Here is a 16,633-nt window from a genome sequence, read left to right as displayed (position 1 = left end):
ACCCTCACTCAGGCGCATCTAGCAAGTTCCCAGCGCAGTTGGGCTTCCGACGGGGACTGCACGGGAATGAACGCCGCTTCCCGATATCGCCGACTCGCCGAGGTCCTACTGGCGTAACCCTTGCCACCGGCGGTTCGGATCTCCAGATCGGCGCTGGCGCCGGCAAGTTCGGCTGCGGCGAGCCGTAGCGACAGCAGCTCTTTCTTCGTCGGCGTCCGTGACGTCTCGGACCCGCCGACCGCTGCCGCCAACCTCGCCAACGTCGCCTCCGCCGAGGCGAGCTTTTCCGCGATGCGTTCGACGTCCGCGGCGAAGACGGCGTTGACCCCCGTCAGCCCCGGCCTGCTCTCCTCCACCGTGGTTCTCGTCAGCCCCAGGCACATCGCCGACTGCAAGACAAGGAATGTCGGGCGCACCGTGCGCAGAAACCCATCGAAGTCGCGCGACAACACCTGCTCCGCGGGAACGTACGCGGACTGCAGATTCAGATACGACGACGCCGTGCTGCCCAGTGCCAACAGGTCGAAGTGCTCCCCTACGACGACCCCGGGTGTGTCCAACGGCAGTGCCACGATGAGCTTTTCGCCGGCGTCGGTCCGCGCGGCGGTGACCATTGTCGAGTCCGGGTAGAGGTTGCTGGCCCACCTGATCGGACCGGACAATTCGTAACCGCCGTCGACCGGTGCGGCCGTAAGCTCCAGGCTGCCGCAGCCCGCCGCCTCCTTGAAGGCCGATGCCATGGCAGTGACCCCCAGCGCGGTTCCGGCGAGCAGCGGCCGCGCCGCCGCGATGCTGAAAGGCGTTGCGGCGGTGAGTAAGTACTCCACCGTCATCCGATGCGCCCACACCGAGAAACCGGTGCTCATGCACTCGCCGGAGATCCGCCGCACGACTTCGGCCATCTCGGGCAGCCTGCCGTCGGCGTTGCCCGGTGCACCGATCCCCAGCAGGCCGGCAGCGCCGAGCGCGGCGAAACTGCGGCGCGAGTGGTGCTCGCCGGCGTCCAACGCCCCGGCGTGGGCGCGGATGTCTTCCAGCAGTTCGAGGTCCAACCGGCCGGCCGCGGGGTCCAAGGTCGCCGTCATTTCACTAAATCCCTTTGCCACGATGCCTATTCGGTGACCAGCGTCGAGTCCACGGCCACCGGGTTGCGGAACGTGCTGACCACCGGCGACCAGGCGATCGCGTTGTCGTGGATCTGTTTGAGGGTCGCGTCGTCGGCATCGCCGGCGAGGGTGACCTTGCAGCGAACCGCGCTGAAGCCGAGGCGTTTGCCCGACGGGGTGTCGCCCACCCCCCAGACCGCGGAGATGTCGATGTCGCCCTCCATCTCGACCTCGATCTTGGTCAGGGTCACCCCACGGTGTGTGGCGTTGGCGAGCAGGCCGACCGACACGCACGACCCCAGCGCCGCCAGGGCTGTTTCTGACGGGTTGGGCGCCGAGTCGTCGCCCAGCAGCGCCGGCGGTTCTCCCACCAGCATCGGCGCGAGACCGCGCACGTAGGTCATGTTGCGGAACCCCGCTTCACAAACCGTCTTCGCCTTCAGCGTCTTCTTGCCGGTGTCGGGGTTGGCCTTGGCATTACACGACAGCCGGTCGAGCCCTTCGGCATCGATGACGAGCGCGTCGGTCATGAACGTCCTCCGTTTCCCGCGGTGTTTGGGGTCTCCACGGATTTAGTGCTCCCCGGAAGCAATGCGTGACGGCGGGCGCGCTCGCCCCGCGCCGACGAGGCGGCACGTCACTTGCCCGAAACAGCGCGGCCGCCGACGATCGCGCGCACCGGCGCGGTGTTGCCCGGATGAACCGACTCTGCCCGGTGTCGTGGGCTTCCTCGGCCGAACATCGCCGCTCTGAGGTAGCTAGTCGGTGGGGCGCCAGCACGCGTCAAGCAGGTCGGGCCCGCCGGGCGGGTTCGGCGCGCGAATAAAATCCCGCGGATCTTTTTCGTCGGAAGGTTCAGGGCCCGGGCGGTTGCGTGACGAAGTCGATGAGTTCCTCGACGCGGCCAATGAGCTCCGGTTCCAGGTCGTTCCAGTCGCGCACGCTCGAGCGGATGCGCCGCCACGCCCGGGCGATGTCGGCCTGGTTGTTGTGCGGCAGGCCGAGCGCCGCGCAGGCGCCGTGCTTCCACTCGATGTTCCGCGGAACCTCGGGCCAGGCCGCGAGGCCGAGCCGCTGCGGCTTCACGGCCTGCCAGATGTCGACGTAGGGGTGGCCGACGACCAGGGTGTCGAGGCCGCCCGGTCCCCGGCGTACCGCCTCGGCGATCCGGGTCTCCTTCGATCCCGCGACGAGGTGATCGACGAGCACGCCGAGCCGGCGCCCGGGGCCGGGCGCGAACTCCGCCACGATACCCACCAGATCGTCTATGCCACCGAGATGCTCGACGACGACGCCCTCGATGCGGAGGTCGTCGCCCCACACCTGTGCGATCAGTTCGGCGTCATGGCGGCCCTCGACGTAGATCCGGCCGGCCCGGGCGACCCGGGCACGCGCGCCGGGCACCGCGACGGAGCCGGACGCCGTCCTGCCCGCGGCGGTAGGCGCTGTGCGGCGCGGCGCCGTGAGGATCACCGGGCGGCCCTCGAGCAAAAAGCCTGGGCCGAGCGGAAAGCCGCGCGTGTGACCGTGCCGGTCCTCCAGGTAGACGCGGCCGTATTCGGCCCGCACCACCGCCCCGACGTAGCCGGTTTCGACGTCCTCGACCACCAGGCCGAGCTCGGCCGGGTGCTCCGTCGAGCGAGGTTTGCGCCGACCCGAGGCGAGGACATCCGTTCCGTAGCGATCGACCACCCGGCAATACTAGGAAGCGTTGCGGCCAAACGGGGTTACGGCGCGCCAGCGGATCGCAGGACCACCGCGGACCGCGGCCCGACCTCCAGCTGTTGCCCGGCGCGTCCGGTTCGCCTGGGGTCGAAGGAGTCGCACACGATGTCCCAGGGCAGGAGCGCAAGATCTGCCGGGACGGAGAAGGTCAGCGGCTCCCACCAGGCGTTGACGAGTACCAGGAAATCATCGTCGACCATCGGCGTGCCATCGGGGGCGACGTCGGGATCCGTTGTGCCGTCGATGAACAACGCGATGCTGCGTGCGAGGGGATCCGTCCAGTCCTGGGGGGTCATATCGGTGCCGGCCGCCGTGAACCAGCGCAGGTCCGCGGCGGCCGGGCCGGTGAGGAAGCGGCGCCTGCGGAACACGGGATGACGGCGGCGCAGCGCGATGAGGTCGGTGGTGAAACCGCTGAGGTCGTCGTCGCGCGCGGACCAGTCGAACCAGGTGATCTCGTTGTCCTGGCAGTAGGCGTTGTTGTTGCCGCGCTGGGTGCGGCCGAGTTCGTCGCCACCCAGCAGCATCGGGACCCCGCCGGACAGCAACAGGGTCAGCAGGAACGCGCGCTGCTGGCGCGCGCGCAGGGCCAACACATCGGGATCGTCGGTCGGGCCCTCCACCCCGCAGTTCCATGACCGGTTGTCGTCGGTGCCGTCGCGGTTGTTTTCGCCGTTCGCCTCGTTGTGTTTCTGGTCGTAGGAGACGAGGTCGCGCAGCGTGAATCCGTCGTGCACGGTGACGAAGTTGACCGATGCGCTCGGGCGTCGCCCCTCGGCACGATCGCCGTAGATGTCCGACGAGGCACACAGCCGGGATGCGAAGTCCGCCAGAAGCCCGTCGTGGCTGCGCCACCAGTCGCGGACCGTGTCGCGGAAGCGTCCGTTCCATTCGCTCCACAGCGGCGGAAATCGGCCCACCTCATAGCTGTCCATCTGGCCGACGTCCCAGGGTTCGGCGATCAGCTTTGCCCGCGAAATCACCGGGTCTTGACCGATGACATCGAAGAAGGCGGACACCGGGTCGAACGCGCCGCCCCCGCGGCCCAGGGTGGCCGCCAGGTCGAACCGAAAGCCGTCGACGCCCATCTGCGACAGCCAATAGCGAAGGGAGTCCATGATCAACCGCAGCGTCGTGGGATTGCCGGTGTTCAACGAATTACCGGTCCCGGTCGTGTCGTAGTAGCTGCTCGGGTCGCCCGGAACGAGCCGGTAGTAGGCGGGGTTGTCGAGCCCGCGGAACGACAGGGTGGGCCCGCCGGGTCCGCCCTCGGCCGTGTGGTTGAACACCACGTCGAGGATCACTTCCAAATCGGCGGCGTGCAGCGCATCGACCATGGCGCGGAACTCCGCGGCTTCCGCGCCCCATTGGCCGGCGCGCGCCGCGGCGGAGTAGTTTGCCTGCGGCGCAAAGAACCCGATCGTGTTGTACCCCCAGTAGTTCGTCAGGCTCCGGTCGACGAGAAACTGCTCGGGCACGCTGCGGTGGACGGGCAACAGTTCCACCGCGGTGACGCCAAGGTCGGTCAGGTGCTGCAGTGCCGCATCATGGGCAAGGCCCGCATAGGTACCGCGCAGTTCTTCTGGAACGCCCGGATGGCTTGCCGTGAATCCGCGAACGTGAACCTCGTAAAGAATGCTGTCGGCGAGCCCCTGCTGCGGCTTGGGTGCGGTGAGCGGCGGGAGCGCCGCACAAACCAGGCTGCGCGGCACATGCTGGGCCGAGTCCAGAGGGCTTGGCGCCGCGGGGTTTTCCAGGGAGTGACCGACGACTTCCGGTCCGTAGCGCACATCGCCCACGATTGCGCGTGCGTAGGGGTCCAGCAGTAGCTTGGCCGGGTTGTAGCGCAGCCCGCGGCCGGGGTCGAAGGGGCCGCCGACCCGAAATCCGTAGGCCTGTCCCGGCCCGATGCCTGGCACGAAGCCGTGCCAGACGTCGCCGTCGCGGTCGGGCATCACCAGCTGCGTCTCGGCTCCGTCAGCGTCGAACAGGCACAGTGTCACCTCGTCACCGCCGGAGGCGACCGCAAAGTTGGTGCCCCCGGCATCGGGTGTGGCGCCGAGCGCGTCGGGCCGGCCCGGCACGATTTTCGGTGTCATCATCCACCCCCCTGGGGTTGCCGAACCGCAAGTCGATCGGCACCGACCAGCACTCGCGCTACCAGGAAACCGAAGACGAATCCGCCGACATGGGCGAAGAAAGCGACGCCGCTGCCGCCGGCCTTGGGGTGGACCAGCGAGGAGTTGCCCTCGAAAAACTGGTAGAGGAACCAGCCACCCAGGAACACCCAGGCAGGGATGCCGACCGGGATCCACCCGATTAACGTGCTGATGCGCGAGCTCGGGTAGAGGACCAGATAAGCGCCCAGCACGGCCGCGATCGCGCCGCTGGCACCGAGTGTCGGTACCCGCGCATCGGAGGCCGAGCCGAAGAGCAGGGTCATGGCCGTCTGCGTCAGGGTGGCGACGAACCCCCCGGCGAAGTACAAGAGCAGGTAGCCGAGCCGTCCGAACGCATCCTCGACGTTCTTGCCGAAGATGAACAGGAACAGCATGTTGCCGAGGATGTGATCCCAGCCGGCATGCAGGAACATGGCCGTGATCCAGCCGAACCCCCAGGAGACGCCGACGTGACAGGCACCGTCGACGTTGCACGGATAAAACGACGCCCGGTCGATCGCGGCATCCCCGTTCGGCAATTCGTAGAACAGAAACACCGCGAAGTTGATCGCGATCAGCGTTGAGTTCACGATGGGAAACCGGCGGGCCGGGATACCGTCGGAATAGGGGATCATCCGGGCGACTCCCTTTGGCAGTAGGCGCGGGTCCTGGCGAGACAATCGTCGCGCTCGGACGCTCGATAGTCATTGTTGTGAATAACAGCATCCGCGCCTCGAACCTGTTAAGGATTCGGCCGTAAGCATGAGAAATCCATAAATTGTCGTAAGTAACTGCGTGGCCTTACCGGGCTGATCGCGTTGCCGCTGCTACGTTGCTAAGTGCCGCTAATGCACAGCGTGTGGCGGTGAGCGAGGTGGACGTTATGGACCTGTCCCATTGGGTGTCGAGCATTGTCGCTTTCTTGCGCGCCGGGTACCCCACCGGCATGCCGGCGACCGGTTACGCGCCGCTGGCGGCTTTGTCGCACCGGCGTGTCTCGAACGACGAGATCAACACCATCACAAGAGAACTCATCATGCGCCGATGTGCGCCGATCAGCAGCACCGACGTCGGGGTGGCGATCACGCACGTCACCAACGCGATGCCCTCCGACGACGACATCGCGCGCGTGCAGCGTCGGCTGCACGCGATCGGGTGCGCCAGCGCGTAGCCACTCAAGAGATCCTTCGGCCATCGGTGCCGAAGAAGTGCAAGTGCCCGGGTTCGGGGTGTAGGCGCACGCGGCTGCCCTTTTCCGGTGGGTGACGCCCGTCGGCGCGCGCGACGACAGGCTGGCTGATCACGTTGCCCGAACCCGTGATTCGGCCGTAGAGATAGGCGTCCGCGCCGAGCTCCTCGACCACGTCCACTTCCATCTCGACGCCGAGGCCGCCCAGTTCGAAGTGTTCGGGGCGGACCCCGACAACGACCTCCTCGGTGCCGTCCATCTCGCGCGGTACCCGGATCGGCCAGTCCCCCAGCGACACCGAGGAGTCCACGACGGGGAGGGTGAACAGGTTCATCGCCGGGGAGCCGATGAATCCCGCCACGAAGACGTTCTCGGGGTTGCGGTAGAGCTCTCGCGGTGTCGCAAACTGTTGCAGCACCCCGTCGCACAGGACGGCGACCCGATCCCCCATGGTCATGGCCTCCACCTGGTCGTGGGTGACGTACACGGTCGTGGTGCCGAGCCGCCGCTGCAGCGCGGCGATCTGGTTGCGGGTCTGCACGCGCAGTTTGGCGTCGAGGTTGCTCAACGGCTCGTCCATCAGGAAGACCTGCGGGCGCCGCACGATCGCACGGCCCATGGCGACCCGCTGGCGCTGCCCGCCGGACAGGTCTTTGGGCTTGCGATCCAGATACGGCTGCAGGTCAAGCAGTTTCGCCGCGGCCAGCACCTGCTCGCGGATCTCGGCTTTCGGGGTTTTGGCGATCTTGAGCGCGAAGCCCATGTTCTGCGCCACCGTCATGTGCGGGTAGAGCGCGTAATTCTGAAAGACCATCGCCACGTCGCGATCCTTGGGGTCGACGTTGGTGACGTCGCGGTCCCCGATCCGGATGCGCCCGGCGTCCAGCGTTTCCAGTCCGGCAACCATCCGCAGCGAGGTCGTCTTGCCGCAGCCGGACGGTCCGACCAGGACGACGAATTCGCCGTCCCCGACCTCGAGATCGAGGCCGTCCAGGGCGGGTCGATCCGTGCCCGGATAGCGCCGCGTCGCCTGCTCGAAACTGACCGATGCCATGGCTATCCGTTCATTCCGGTGACGGCGATGCCCCGGACGAAGGAGCGCTGGGCGAAGGCGTAGATGACGACCAGCGGCACCATGATCAGCATGGAGGTGGCCATGATCACCGGCCAGCGGGCGACGTATTCGCCGCGCAGCCTGACCAGGCCGAGCGTCAGCGTCGCCAGGCTGTTGCGCTGAATCATCAGCAGCGGCCACAGGAAGTCGTTCCACACGTTGACCCAGGTGAGCACCGCGAGCACCAACACCGCCGGCCGCGCGTGCGGCAGCAGGATGCGCCAGTAGATCTGCCATGGGGAACAACCGTCCAGGATCGCCGCCTCCTCGAGATCGGTTGGCAACGTGCGGAAGAACTGCCGCATGAGATATGTGCCGAAGGCGCTGCCGAACAAGCCCGGCACGATCATCGCCCAGGGCGTGTCCACCCAACCCACGGTCCGCATCAGGATGAACTGCGGGATCACCGTGACCGTCAGCGGCACCATCAGCGTGCCCAGGTATAGGACGAACAACGCCTCCCGGCCGCGGAACTGCAGCCGCGCGAACGCGTATCCGGCCAGCGAACAGAAGAAGACCTGCCCGGCCGTGACGCACCCCGCGTACAGCACCGTGTTGAAAAACATGCGCCAGAACGGCATCAGCGAGAACACCTCGGTGTAGTTGGACCACCGCGGATGGGCCGGCAACAGCCTGGGCTCGGTCACCTCGCCTTCCCGTTTCAACGAACCGGACACGGCCCACGCGATCGGGAACAGCCAGCACCAGGCGATCGCGGTCAGCGCCGTGTACACGAGGACGGCGCGAAACACGTTGCGCGTGAACACCCGCTCAGCCAAGACCACCGGACGCCTCCAAAGAACGCTGCCGCGCCAGCCGCAACTGCACCACGGTCAGCACCAGCAGGATCGCGAACATCACCCAGGCCAGCGCCGACGCGTAGCCGAATTCCAGGAACGAGAACGCGTGCTGGAACAGCATGATGCCCAGCACATAGGTGGCGCTTTCGGGCCCACCGTTCGCGCCGTTGAGGACGTAGACCATGTCAAACGCCTGGAACGCGTGGATGATCGAGATGACCACCACGAAAGAGATCGCCCCCCGGATCAGCGGCACGGTGATGAAGACGAATTGCCGTACCTCGCCCGCGCCGTCGATCCGGGCCGCCTCGTAGACGCTTTCGGGAACCCCCTGCATCGCGGCGAGCAGGATGACGGTGGCGAACGGCACGCTGCGCCAGACGCTGACGATGCACAGCGAAGCCATGGCCCACTTGGGGTCGACCAGCCATGGGATCGGCCCGATCCCGACCCAGCCGAGCATGATGTTGAGCAGCCCGTTGTCGGTGTTGAAGACGAACTGCCACACGACCGCCATCACCACCGACGAGATGGCCAGTGGTAGGAAGACGATCGTGCGGAAAACACCGATGCCCTTGACCTTTCGGTTCAGCACGCCGGCCACGACGAGGCTGACCAGGATGGTCGGCACGACGGTGCCGAGGGTGAAGATCACGGTGTTGCGGATGGCGATCAGAAACAGCGGGTCGGAGGTGAACAGCTCCTGGAAGTTCTTGAGGCCCACGAATTTCGGCGGCCTGAAGACGTCCCACTGCTGAAAGCTCATGTAGAGCGAGAAGCCGAGCGGAAACAGCATGAACACCGCGACCGCGGCGAGGTTGGGCGCGACGAACAGGCGACCGGCGCGGGCGCGTCGCCGGGAGGGACCGGACGCCGATGTCATGAGGTGCGCAGCACCTCGTCGAGCGCGGGCGGCAGCGCGGTCAGCGACGTCGCCGGGCGGGATCCACGCAGCACGGGCCCGAAGTTGCGGTCCATCAGGGCAACGATCTTCTCCCACGCCGGGGTGACCGGCAACCCGTCGGAATGCGCCGGGCCCTGGGTGAGGACGGCGAGATTGTCGATTCTGTGGTGTGATTCGGCGAATCCGCTCGAGTCGAGCGCGGAGCGCAGCACCGGCACGAACAACGTGGATTCACCGGTCAACGCCTGGCCAACCGGCCCCGTCGCGAATTTCACGAACTCCCATGCCTGCTCCTTTCGCTGACTGCTCGCGGAGATGGCCAGCCCGGTGGCACCGATGTTGGAGCGCGCGGGCTGCCCCTGCCGGCGCGGCCCCACCGGCAGCGGGGTGACGTCGAAATCCAGGTCATCGGCACGAAGGAATGTCTGATATCGCCAGTGGCCACCCAGCCCGATCGCCGCTTTGCCCGCCGCAAACAGATCGGGCGTGGACATCGACTGCACCTCGGATGCGTCGGGCGCCACCTTGTGCTTGTTGGCCAGGTCGGCGTAGAACTGCACCGCCTCGATGAAAGCCTCGTCGCCGAAGTTGAAGTGGGTCGGGTTCTTCAGCGGGGTGGCCCACGGTACGCCGTTGTTCATGGCGAACAGCCCGGCCGAGTAGTACGAGAACCACATGTTGACGAAGCCCCACTGCGTGACGCGCCCAGAACCACCCCGCTTGGTGAGAGCGGTCGCGGTATTCAGGAATTCTTCGAAACTCCACGCCCGCTCCCAGGTTCCGGGTGGCGCCGGCAGCCCGGCCTCGGCGAAAAGCCGTTTGTTGTAGAACAGATAGTTTCCGGACCACTGTTCCGGGAGCGCGTACTGGCCCCCATCGAACGCGAAGGTGTCATACAGCGAAGGGATGCTGTCCGCCTTCAGTTCCGCCGCGAAACCTGGATCGCGAGCCAGCATGGTGTTGAGGTCGAGCAAAACACCCCGGGCGGCCAGTTCAGCGTAGGTCAGTTCCCACGCCATCATCACGTCCGGGCACTTGCCGCCCGCGCAAAACGTCGATAGCTGCTGCATCACGCCCGGCGCCGATAACACCGCCCGAACCTTGATATCGGGGTGGCGGCGCTGAAACTCCTCGACGATGCGGATCCTGCGATCCCGCTCGTCCGGATTGGCCGCGAAGAAGAAGGTCAACGCGTCGTCGTCGGGGGCGCAGCCGGCGGCCCAGGGCGCCAGCGACGCCGCGGTGAGCGCACCGGCTCCCCGCAGCAGGCTTCGCCGCCCGAACGGCTTATCGAGCATGGTGCTCCCGATGTTGCCCGGTAGCGGCCTCCGCCGCCGGGCGTTTGGGATCTTTACTCGGCAGCGCGAGAACGGCCCGGCGCAGCCGGCCGGGGTCGCTGGTGATGTCGATGGCGTGGATGCGGTTGTCGGGGCCGACGCCGATCCGGAGCATGGCCTGGGCGCGACCGTTTGGCGCGAGGACGATGCCCGGGACGCCGTCGATGAGCAGGACCACGCCCGTCCGCGCGCGGCGGGTGAAGCGGCGGGTCTCCTCGGCGACCTCCCTCGCCCCGCGCACTTCGGTGGGCACGTCCGTGGGGACCAGCGCCGCGTCGACCCGGCGCACCACGTCGGGCGCCAGCAGCTCGAGCAGGGTGGCGATATCGCCGCCGCGGGACGCCGCCAGAAACGCCTCGACGACCGCTTGGCGCTCGGCCGCACGGGCCGGTTCGATCGCCGGACGGGCGTGCAGGCGTGCCCGGGCCCGGCTTGCCAGTTTCTTCGCCGCGGCCGGCGAGCGGTCCAGAAGGGCGGCGACCTCCTCGAACGGCATGGCGAACACGTCGTGCAGCACGAACGCCACCCGCTCCGCGGGTGAGAGCCGGTCGAGCACGACGAGCATGGCGCTGCCGACCGAGTCCGCGAGCAGCGCGTCCTCGTCCGCCGGGGCCGCCGCGGTCCCCGTGAGCCGGTCGAGCTCGGTGGGCTCGCCGAGCGGTCGCTCGGCGCGCCGCCCCCGCGCCCGGAGCTGGTCGATGGCCGCGTGGGCGGTGATCGTGGTGAACCAGCCGGTGAGGTTGCGGATGCCGTCAAAAGCCGTGCCGCTGGCCTTCAGCCACGCCGACTGGACGGCGTCGTCGGCGTCGGCCACCGAGCCGAGCAGCTGAAACGCGACCGACCTCAGGTGTCGTCGATCCGCGTCGAACCGCTGCGCGAGATCCGCCAAATCCTTTGGTGCGCTCATGGGTCACCTTTTCCGCGTGGGAGTCGTCAAGACGGTGAACGCATCCATCGAACTCTCTGTCGCAAAGGAGACCAGCACCATGACCCTACCGATTGTGCGCCGCGACGCGCGGGGCGGCCATCCGGCTCGCCGCCGCGGAAAAACCATGTAGGACAAGGGGTTGGAGCAGATGACGAACATCCATACCACGTACATCGTGATCACGCTGACAACCGCCGTCGTCACCGCCGGAGTAGCGGTGGCCGACCTGATTCCCGCCGGATTCGTCCTGGCGAACTCGGCCGAGGTCGGCGTGCCGCGCTCGTGGCTGCGGCCACTGGCGGCGATCAAGCTGGCCGGGTCCACCGGGCTGGTGGTCGGGCTGGTGGGCCTTCGCGCGTTGGGGATTGCGGCCGCCATCGGCCTGGTGCTGTTTTTCGTCGGCGCGGTGGTTACTCACCTGCGGGCACGCGTCTTCTACAACATCGCGTTTCCCGGCGCCTACCTGTGCCTGTCGGCGGCCACGCTGGCGTTGATGGTGGCGCGCTGAACCCTGCTAGGCGGGCAACCGGTCCTTGATGAGCTGGTCCTGCCTGCGGGCCATGTCGAGCACGACGTCGCTCGGGGCGGGATCGTTGGGCGCGCTGTCGAACTCCAGGTCAACGCCCACCCTCCCCTCGGCGAACGTCACATACGTCACCGATTTGGAGTTGTCGGGCGACGTCCCCACCGCGATGAGGCCGTTGGTCCCGACCTCGAACGGCTGCGGGGCCCCGGTCACGTATTTGCCGTAGGACGACGCGCGCTCCTTGGCCTGCTGCGCGGCGGTCGCCGGGTCGGTGAACACCACGACGAGATCGTCGATGCTGCGCGTCCGATCCGGATTGGCGTACGTCACGCCGGCTCCGGCGATACCGCCGGGGTTCTGCACTGGGGGTGCCGTGGTCGCGGTGTCGGGACCGATGTCGCTGGCCTGCAGCAGCAGATAGGTGTAGTCGCCCAGCGGTGCAACGCCGGACGGCGTGCTCGACGTGGGGGTCGATGTCGCCGAACTCGACGACGTGGTGGTGGACGACGTCGGCTTGGACGAGCTCGACGAGGAAGATGTCGTGGTTGTGACCGTGCAGGCCGTTCCCACCGTCAGGACGGCGGTGAACGCAAGTCCCACGCCGAAGATCCGCACCACACCCATTGCCCGCCTCCATTCAGTGACAGCTATTTCTACGGCAGGATCAGTTGCCTGGCAAGACATAGAAGCATCCGGCACTGGCTAACTTCGACGGCCCGAGAAAGGTGGGAGCCGTCAGGCGGGAAAGTACCGGATCCGGTCGATCGCGTTTCCCGGCCAGGCCACGTCGACGAGCATGACGCCGCGCCCGCGGGCCGAGCTGACCGAGACCGCGACGTTGGTCCCGGCGCCGATCACCTTGGCCCAGGCGGCCCCGTCGAGCCGTTCGGACAGTTCGGCAAGATCGACGCGGTCGTTGTCGCCCAAAGTTATTGCGGCCCTTGGCGACAGATGGCTTAGAGCCGCGGATGTGTCCTTCCGGGCGACCGCGCCGAGGAAGGCCTCCGCCAGCCGCTTGCGCCGCGCACCGGGGCGGCGCAATCCGGCCAGGAAGCCCGCGGTCCCCCCGAATCCCTGATTGGCCAACAAATCACGCGACAGTGCCACGGCGGGCACCGCCGCCCGCGACCCGGCCCGCAGGAACTGCAGCATCATCGCCGGCAACTCCCAGTAGGCGCGCAGGTGGGCAATCTTCCACTGGCCGTTGTCTTCTCGGAGGTCGTAACGCAGGAAAGCGGGTATGTACATCTTCACGTTCGAGGTCACGTTCGAGGTCACGCTCGAGCCCATCGACACCTCGAGCTCGAGGTCCCGCAGCACCGCGGCGCCAACGACGACGTCGAGGTCGCGGTGGAACTTGATGTCGCGGGGGCCGATGAAGGTGTCGTAGAAGCGGCCGATCCGGGAATGCCCCACGTGCGGGCGCGATCCCACCGGGTCTTCGATCCGGCCGTCGACGGTGAACAGCCCCACCCATTCGGCGCGGTCGTGCGCCGCCGCGGCCTGCGGCGAGCGTTCCACCGCGGCGAGCAGGCGCTCGCGATCCAGGGGCACCACCATCACGGGCCGCCGACCAGCTCGATGCCGAGGGTTCGCATCTCCCCCAACGCTTCCGCGGCCGAGTCCGCGGACACGGCCGCGGTCAGATCCACCAGCACGCGGGTGGTCAGGCCGGCCCTCGCCGCGTCCTCGGCGGTCCGCCGCACGCAGTGGTCGGTGGCGATGCCGACCACGTCGACTTCGTCGACCCCGCGCCGGCGCAGCCACTCGAGCAGCGGGGTCCCCTCGTCGTCGACGCCCTCAAAGCCGCTGTACGCGGCGGCGTAGTCGCCCTTTCGGAACACTGCCTCGATGCGGCGGGTGTCGAGGCCGGGGTGAAACTGCGCCCCACGGCTGTCCGCGACGCAATGCGGAGGCCACGACGACCGGTAGTCCGGGCGGTCGGAGAAATGGTCGCCGGGGTCGATGTGGAAGTCCGCGGTCGCGACGACGTGGTCGTAACCGGGCTCGCCGGCGAGGTACCCGGTGATGGCGGAAGCCAACGCCGCCCCGCCATCCACCGCCAGCGAGCCGCCCTCGCAGAAGTCGTTTTGCACGTCGACGACGATCAACGCCCGCACGCGCTCCACCCTATCGCCGGGCGGAACGCGACGGCCGCGAGCAGGGCCTTTGACTGGGCGCGGCTCCCAGCGGTTTGCCGCCCGGTCGGCCGGGTAACCCAGCTGCCATGTTGATCCGCAGAATCGCGAGGCCCCTGTTGTCGGCGGTGTTCATCGGCCAGGGAATCGACTCGCTGCTCAATCCAAAGCCGGCGGCCGAAGCCGCGGCGCCGGCCGTCGACGGTCTTCGCGCCCTGCCGGATCCGGTGGGGAGCAGTATTCCCAGCGACCCCCAGACGTTCGCTCAGATCAATGCGGCCGTCCAGATCGGCGGCGGCTTGCTGCTTGCCATCGGCAAGGCGCCGCGCGTCGCTTCAGCGGCGCTCGCCCTCACGGTGCTCCCGGCCAACCTCGGCGCGCACATGTTCTGGAGTGAGAGCGACCCGCAGCTGAAAGCCCAGAAGCGCAAGGACTTTCTGACCGATCTCAGCCTGGTCGGCGGGCTGATGATCGCGTCCGCCGATACGGCCGGCAAGCCGTCCCTGGGGTGGCGGGGCCGCCAAGCCGCGGAACGGCTCTCCGAGCGGGTGTCGTCGGCGCTGCCCGGGTCGGACGACGGCGAGCTCGGCGAACTCGGGGAAAAGATCGTGCACGGCCTCCAGGTCGGCGCCGAGCGCGGCCGCGAACTGGCCAGCACCGCCGCCGAACGGAGCGCCCCGTACGCCGAGGCCGCCCTCGAACGCGGCCGCGAACTGGCCAGCACCGCCGCCGAACGGAGCGCCCCGTACGCCGAGGCCGCCCTCGAGCGCGGCCGGGAACTGGCCAGCACCGCCGCCGAAAAGAGCGCACCGCTGGCAAAGAAGGCGCGCAAACGCGGCGAAGAACTCGCCAGCACGGCCGCCGAAAAGAGCGCACCGCTGGCGAAGAAGGCGCGCAAGCGCGGCGAAGAACTCGCCGACACGGCGCGGGACCGCGGGGTCGAGCTCGCCGAGATCGCGCGGTTGCGCGGCATCGAGTTGGCCAACACGGCGGCCGCCCGCGGCAGCGAACTGGCCGACACCGCCCGCGACCGGGTGGGCGAGGGGCTCCCGACCCGCCGGCGCCGGCGCATTTGGTAACCGCGTTCAGTTCGGCCAGCGGGCCGACAGTTCCTTCGGTGCCCACTGCGGCCAGTCGGGCGAGCCGACCACCTCGCCGCCGCTGAATTGGGCGACGATGCGCGGCCCGCGCAGGCGCGTGTTGTCGTAGACGGTCGCGATGTCCGACAAGGCGATGGCGCCCGCGGCGAGTGCCCCCAGCCGGCGGTGCCGCTGCCGGACCTTGTCCTCGGGCACATGGTGGCCGCCGGCTGCCACCCGGTGCCTAACCCGTTCGACCGCAAGGTCTTCCGGGACGAGCAGCGCGTGCAGGACGACGGTGAAGCCCTCGCCGCGCGCGCTGCGGATCAGGTCCAGCTTCGAGGGATGCGAAAAGACGGTCTCCGCAATGAAAGACCTGCCCAGCTCGATCAACTTGGCGCGCGTGCCGGCGGCGATTTCCGCGGCGTCGTACGCGTGCGAGGCGGGGTCCTCGGGCCAGCGCTGGCGGGCGATCTCGTCGGCGTTGACGACGAAGCTTCGGGGCAGCAGCGGCGAGAGGGTGAACGCGATGAACGTCGACTTGCCGGCGCCGTTCGGCCCGACCACGAGGTCTAGGCGGTTCATCGTCCCGCGCGCTCAGCGCTTGGCCGAAAGCACCGCCTCGGTGCCGTCGGGCCGGTGCTCAACGATCTCACCGGCGTCGTTGAGGGCCACCGTGGTGATGCCCTGCCCGGCCAGCGCCGCCCCGTAATCGGTGCGCGCCAGGCTTTCCTCGATGGCGGCCGAGATCTCGGCGTTGAACACGACGCCCTCCTCGACGGTGAGGTCGCCGGTCGCCAAGTGACCGGCCAACACCGCCTCCACCCGCCGCCGAGAGCTGGTGTGCTGGCTGGACACCGCCCGCCCGACCCGCGCCCAGTGGTCGAGTTGCTGCTTGGCCGAACGGCTCTGGCGGGCGCCCTCGGACGCCGCGCTGTCCATCAGGTCCGCGGCCACGCGCGTGACGCGATCGAGACCCTCTGCCATGACCTTCCTCCGCCCCTGCAGCATTTCGTTACAGAATGTAGCATACTGCTACATGATAAACGCGTCGACGATCGCCTCCACCGGTTGGCTTGCGTCGATGGTTTTGCCCGCCTCGTCGGCGCCGAGGGGTTCGAGCGCGTCGAACTGGGATCGCAGCAAGGCGGCCGGCATGAAATGGCCCGACCTCGCGGCCAGCCGGCGGCCGATCAGTTCGGGTGAACCGGCCAGATGGAGGAACTCGACCTCGGGGCAGTGGGCGCGGAGCTGGTCGCGGTATTTGCGTTTGAGCGCCGAGCAGCTCGCCACGGCGCCGTCGCGGTGGTCGGCCAACCACTCCCCGACGCGTTCGAGCCAGGGCCGGCGATCGTCGTCGTCGAGCGGTTCACCGGCGGTCATCTTCGCGATGTTCGCCGGCGGGTGCAGGGTGTCGGTTGGGTGGAATGGAACCGCAACCTCGCCGAATAGCGGCCGGCCCGCCCGTCGTGGTGATGGGCGTCTCGGGATCGGGCAAGTCGACGGTGGGGGCGGCGCTGGCCCGACGGTTGGCGGTGCCCTTCATCGACGCCGACACCCTGCACCCGCCGGCGAACATCGCGAAGATGACCGCCGGTGAACCGCTCGACGACGACGATCGCCGGCCC

Annotated in this window: 20 protein-coding genes; 4 read left to right on the top strand and 16 right to left on the bottom strand. The window is 68.2% G+C overall.

The features are described from left to right. Positions 1-8 precede the first annotated feature (8 nt). From A5706_RS02315 to A5706_RS02295, 5 genes are all read right to left on the bottom strand, one after another. The gene (locus A5706_RS02315) at positions 9-1,085 is read right to left on the bottom strand and encodes an acyl-CoA dehydrogenase family protein (RefSeq protein WP_068126636.1); all 1,077 of its coding nucleotides are present in this window, start codon (positions 1,083-1,085) and stop codon (positions 9-11) included. Between the two features lie 26 nt (positions 1,086-1,111). Beyond that, positions 1,112-1,636, bottom strand: a complete 525-nt coding sequence (locus tag A5706_RS02310; RefSeq protein ID WP_068126634.1) for an OsmC family protein — start codon at positions 1,634-1,636, stop codon at positions 1,112-1,114. Between the two features lie 325 nt (positions 1,637-1,961). Next, complete coding sequence (locus tag A5706_RS02305; protein ID WP_068126632.1) at positions 1,962-2,798, bottom strand: DUF3097 domain-containing protein; 837 nt, start codon at positions 2,796-2,798, stop codon at positions 1,962-1,964. 35 nt (positions 2,799-2,833) lie between these two features. Beyond that, the gene (gene glgX, locus A5706_RS02300; protein WP_068126630.1) at positions 2,834-4,930 is read right to left on the bottom strand and encodes a glycogen debranching protein GlgX; all 2,097 of its coding nucleotides are present in this window, start codon (positions 4,928-4,930) and stop codon (positions 2,834-2,836) included. Beyond that, positions 4,930-5,625 carry a rhomboid family intramembrane serine protease gene (locus A5706_RS02295; RefSeq protein ID WP_068126628.1) on the bottom strand — a complete coding sequence of 232 codons (696 nt, stop codon included), beginning with the start codon at positions 5,623-5,625 and terminating at the stop codon, positions 4,930-4,932. Before A5706_RS02295 ends, glgX begins: the two co-directional genes overlap by 1 nt. Positions 5,626-5,873: 248 nt before the next feature. Here A5706_RS02295 and A5706_RS02290 point away from each other — a divergent pair, with 248 nt between their 5' ends. Beyond that, positions 5,874-6,161, top strand: a complete 288-nt coding sequence (locus A5706_RS02290; RefSeq protein ID WP_068126660.1) for a DUF3349 domain-containing protein — start codon at positions 5,874-5,876, stop codon at positions 6,159-6,161. A gap of 4 nt (positions 6,162-6,165) precedes the next feature. Here A5706_RS02290 and A5706_RS02285 read toward each other — a convergent pair whose 3' ends face one another. The 5 genes from A5706_RS02285 to A5706_RS02265 are packed head-to-tail and all read right to left on the bottom strand — an operon-like array spanning position 6,166 to position 11,241. After that, on the bottom strand, positions 6,166-7,233 hold the full coding sequence (locus tag A5706_RS02285) for an ABC transporter ATP-binding protein (protein ID WP_068126627.1): 1,068 nt from the start codon (positions 7,231-7,233) through the stop codon (positions 6,166-6,168). A 2-nt stretch (positions 7,234-7,235) separates the two neighbouring features. Further along, positions 7,236-8,072: a carbohydrate ABC transporter permease gene (locus tag A5706_RS02280; RefSeq protein ID WP_369831779.1), complete on the bottom strand. Its 837-nt coding sequence runs from the start codon at positions 8,070-8,072 to the stop codon at positions 7,236-7,238. Next, on the bottom strand, positions 8,065-8,976 hold the full coding sequence (locus tag A5706_RS02275) for a carbohydrate ABC transporter permease (protein ID WP_068126623.1): 912 nt from the start codon (positions 8,974-8,976) through the stop codon (positions 8,065-8,067). Before A5706_RS02275 ends, A5706_RS02280 begins: the two co-directional genes overlap by 8 nt. Next, positions 8,973-10,295, bottom strand: a complete 1,323-nt coding sequence (locus tag A5706_RS02270) for a sugar ABC transporter substrate-binding protein (RefSeq protein WP_068126621.1) — start codon at positions 10,293-10,295, stop codon at positions 8,973-8,975. The genes A5706_RS02275 and A5706_RS02270 overlap by 4 nt, the downstream gene beginning before the upstream one ends. Beyond that, entirely contained in the window at positions 10,285-11,241 is a 957-nt protein-coding gene (locus A5706_RS02265) for a sigma-70 family RNA polymerase sigma factor (protein ID WP_082964144.1), read from the bottom strand. The genes A5706_RS02270 and A5706_RS02265 overlap by 11 nt, the downstream gene beginning before the upstream one ends. A gap of 169 nt (positions 11,242-11,410) precedes the next feature. Here A5706_RS02265 and A5706_RS02260 point away from each other — a divergent pair, with 169 nt between their 5' ends. Next, positions 11,411-11,770 (top strand): DoxX family protein, encoded by a 360-nt coding sequence (locus A5706_RS02260; RefSeq protein ID WP_369831778.1) that lies wholly within the window; start codon positions 11,411-11,413, stop codon positions 11,768-11,770. 6 nt (positions 11,771-11,776) lie between these two features. On the opposite strand, the gene A5706_RS02255 is transcribed toward A5706_RS02260, so the two are convergent. The 3 genes from A5706_RS02255 to pncA all read right to left on the bottom strand — a co-directional run bounded on the left by A5706_RS02255 (position 11,777) and on the right by pncA (position 13,908). Then, positions 11,777-12,412: a hypothetical protein gene (locus A5706_RS02255; RefSeq protein ID WP_068126618.1), complete on the bottom strand. Its 636-nt coding sequence runs from the start codon at positions 12,410-12,412 to the stop codon at positions 11,777-11,779. A gap of 111 nt (positions 12,413-12,523) precedes the next feature. Continuing rightward, positions 12,524-13,348: a ketosteroid isomerase family protein gene (locus tag A5706_RS02250; protein WP_068126616.1), complete on the bottom strand. Its 825-nt coding sequence runs from the start codon at positions 13,346-13,348 to the stop codon at positions 12,524-12,526. Further along, positions 13,348-13,908, bottom strand: a complete 561-nt coding sequence (gene pncA / locus A5706_RS02245; protein WP_082964145.1) for a pyrazinamidase PncA — start codon at positions 13,906-13,908, stop codon at positions 13,348-13,350. Before pncA ends, A5706_RS02250 begins: the two co-directional genes overlap by 1 nt. A gap of 107 nt (positions 13,909-14,015) precedes the next feature. Between pncA and A5706_RS02240 the strand changes: the two genes are divergently transcribed. Next, positions 14,016-15,005, top strand: coding sequence for a DoxX family protein (locus tag A5706_RS02240; RefSeq protein ID WP_068126612.1), 990 nt, complete (start codon positions 14,016-14,018; stop codon positions 15,003-15,005). A 6-nt stretch (positions 15,006-15,011) separates the two neighbouring features. Here the strand turns inward: A5706_RS02240 and A5706_RS02235 are convergent, their stop codons facing one another. The 3 genes from A5706_RS02235 to A5706_RS02225 are packed head-to-tail and all read right to left on the bottom strand — an operon-like array spanning position 15,012 to position 16,496. Then, positions 15,012-15,590 carry an AAA family ATPase gene (locus tag A5706_RS02235; protein WP_068126610.1) on the bottom strand — a complete coding sequence of 193 codons (579 nt, stop codon included), beginning with the start codon at positions 15,588-15,590 and terminating at the stop codon, positions 15,012-15,014. A 12-nt stretch (positions 15,591-15,602) separates the two neighbouring features. Then, positions 15,603-15,992: a hypothetical protein gene (locus tag A5706_RS02230; protein WP_068126608.1), complete on the bottom strand. Its 390-nt coding sequence runs from the start codon at positions 15,990-15,992 to the stop codon at positions 15,603-15,605. Positions 15,993-16,040: 48 nt separating this feature from the next. Then, positions 16,041-16,496, bottom strand: coding sequence for a gluconokinase (locus tag A5706_RS02225; protein ID WP_068126605.1), 456 nt, complete (start codon positions 16,494-16,496; stop codon positions 16,041-16,043). Between A5706_RS02225 and A5706_RS02220 the strand changes: the two genes are divergently transcribed. Then, the coding region (locus A5706_RS02220; RefSeq protein ID WP_369831777.1) for a shikimate kinase at positions 16,433-16,633 on the top strand (201 nt) is incomplete at its 3' end. The two genes, A5706_RS02225 and A5706_RS02220, sit on opposite strands and share 64 nt — an antisense overlap.

Source organism: Mycobacterium sp. E796 (genome assembly GCF_001672815.1).
In the GTDB taxonomy this organism is placed as follows: Bacteria; Actinomycetota; Actinomycetes; order Mycobacteriales; family Mycobacteriaceae; genus Mycobacterium.
Note: the sequence above shows the minus strand (reverse complement) of the source record. Positions and strands in the feature narration are given on the sequence as shown.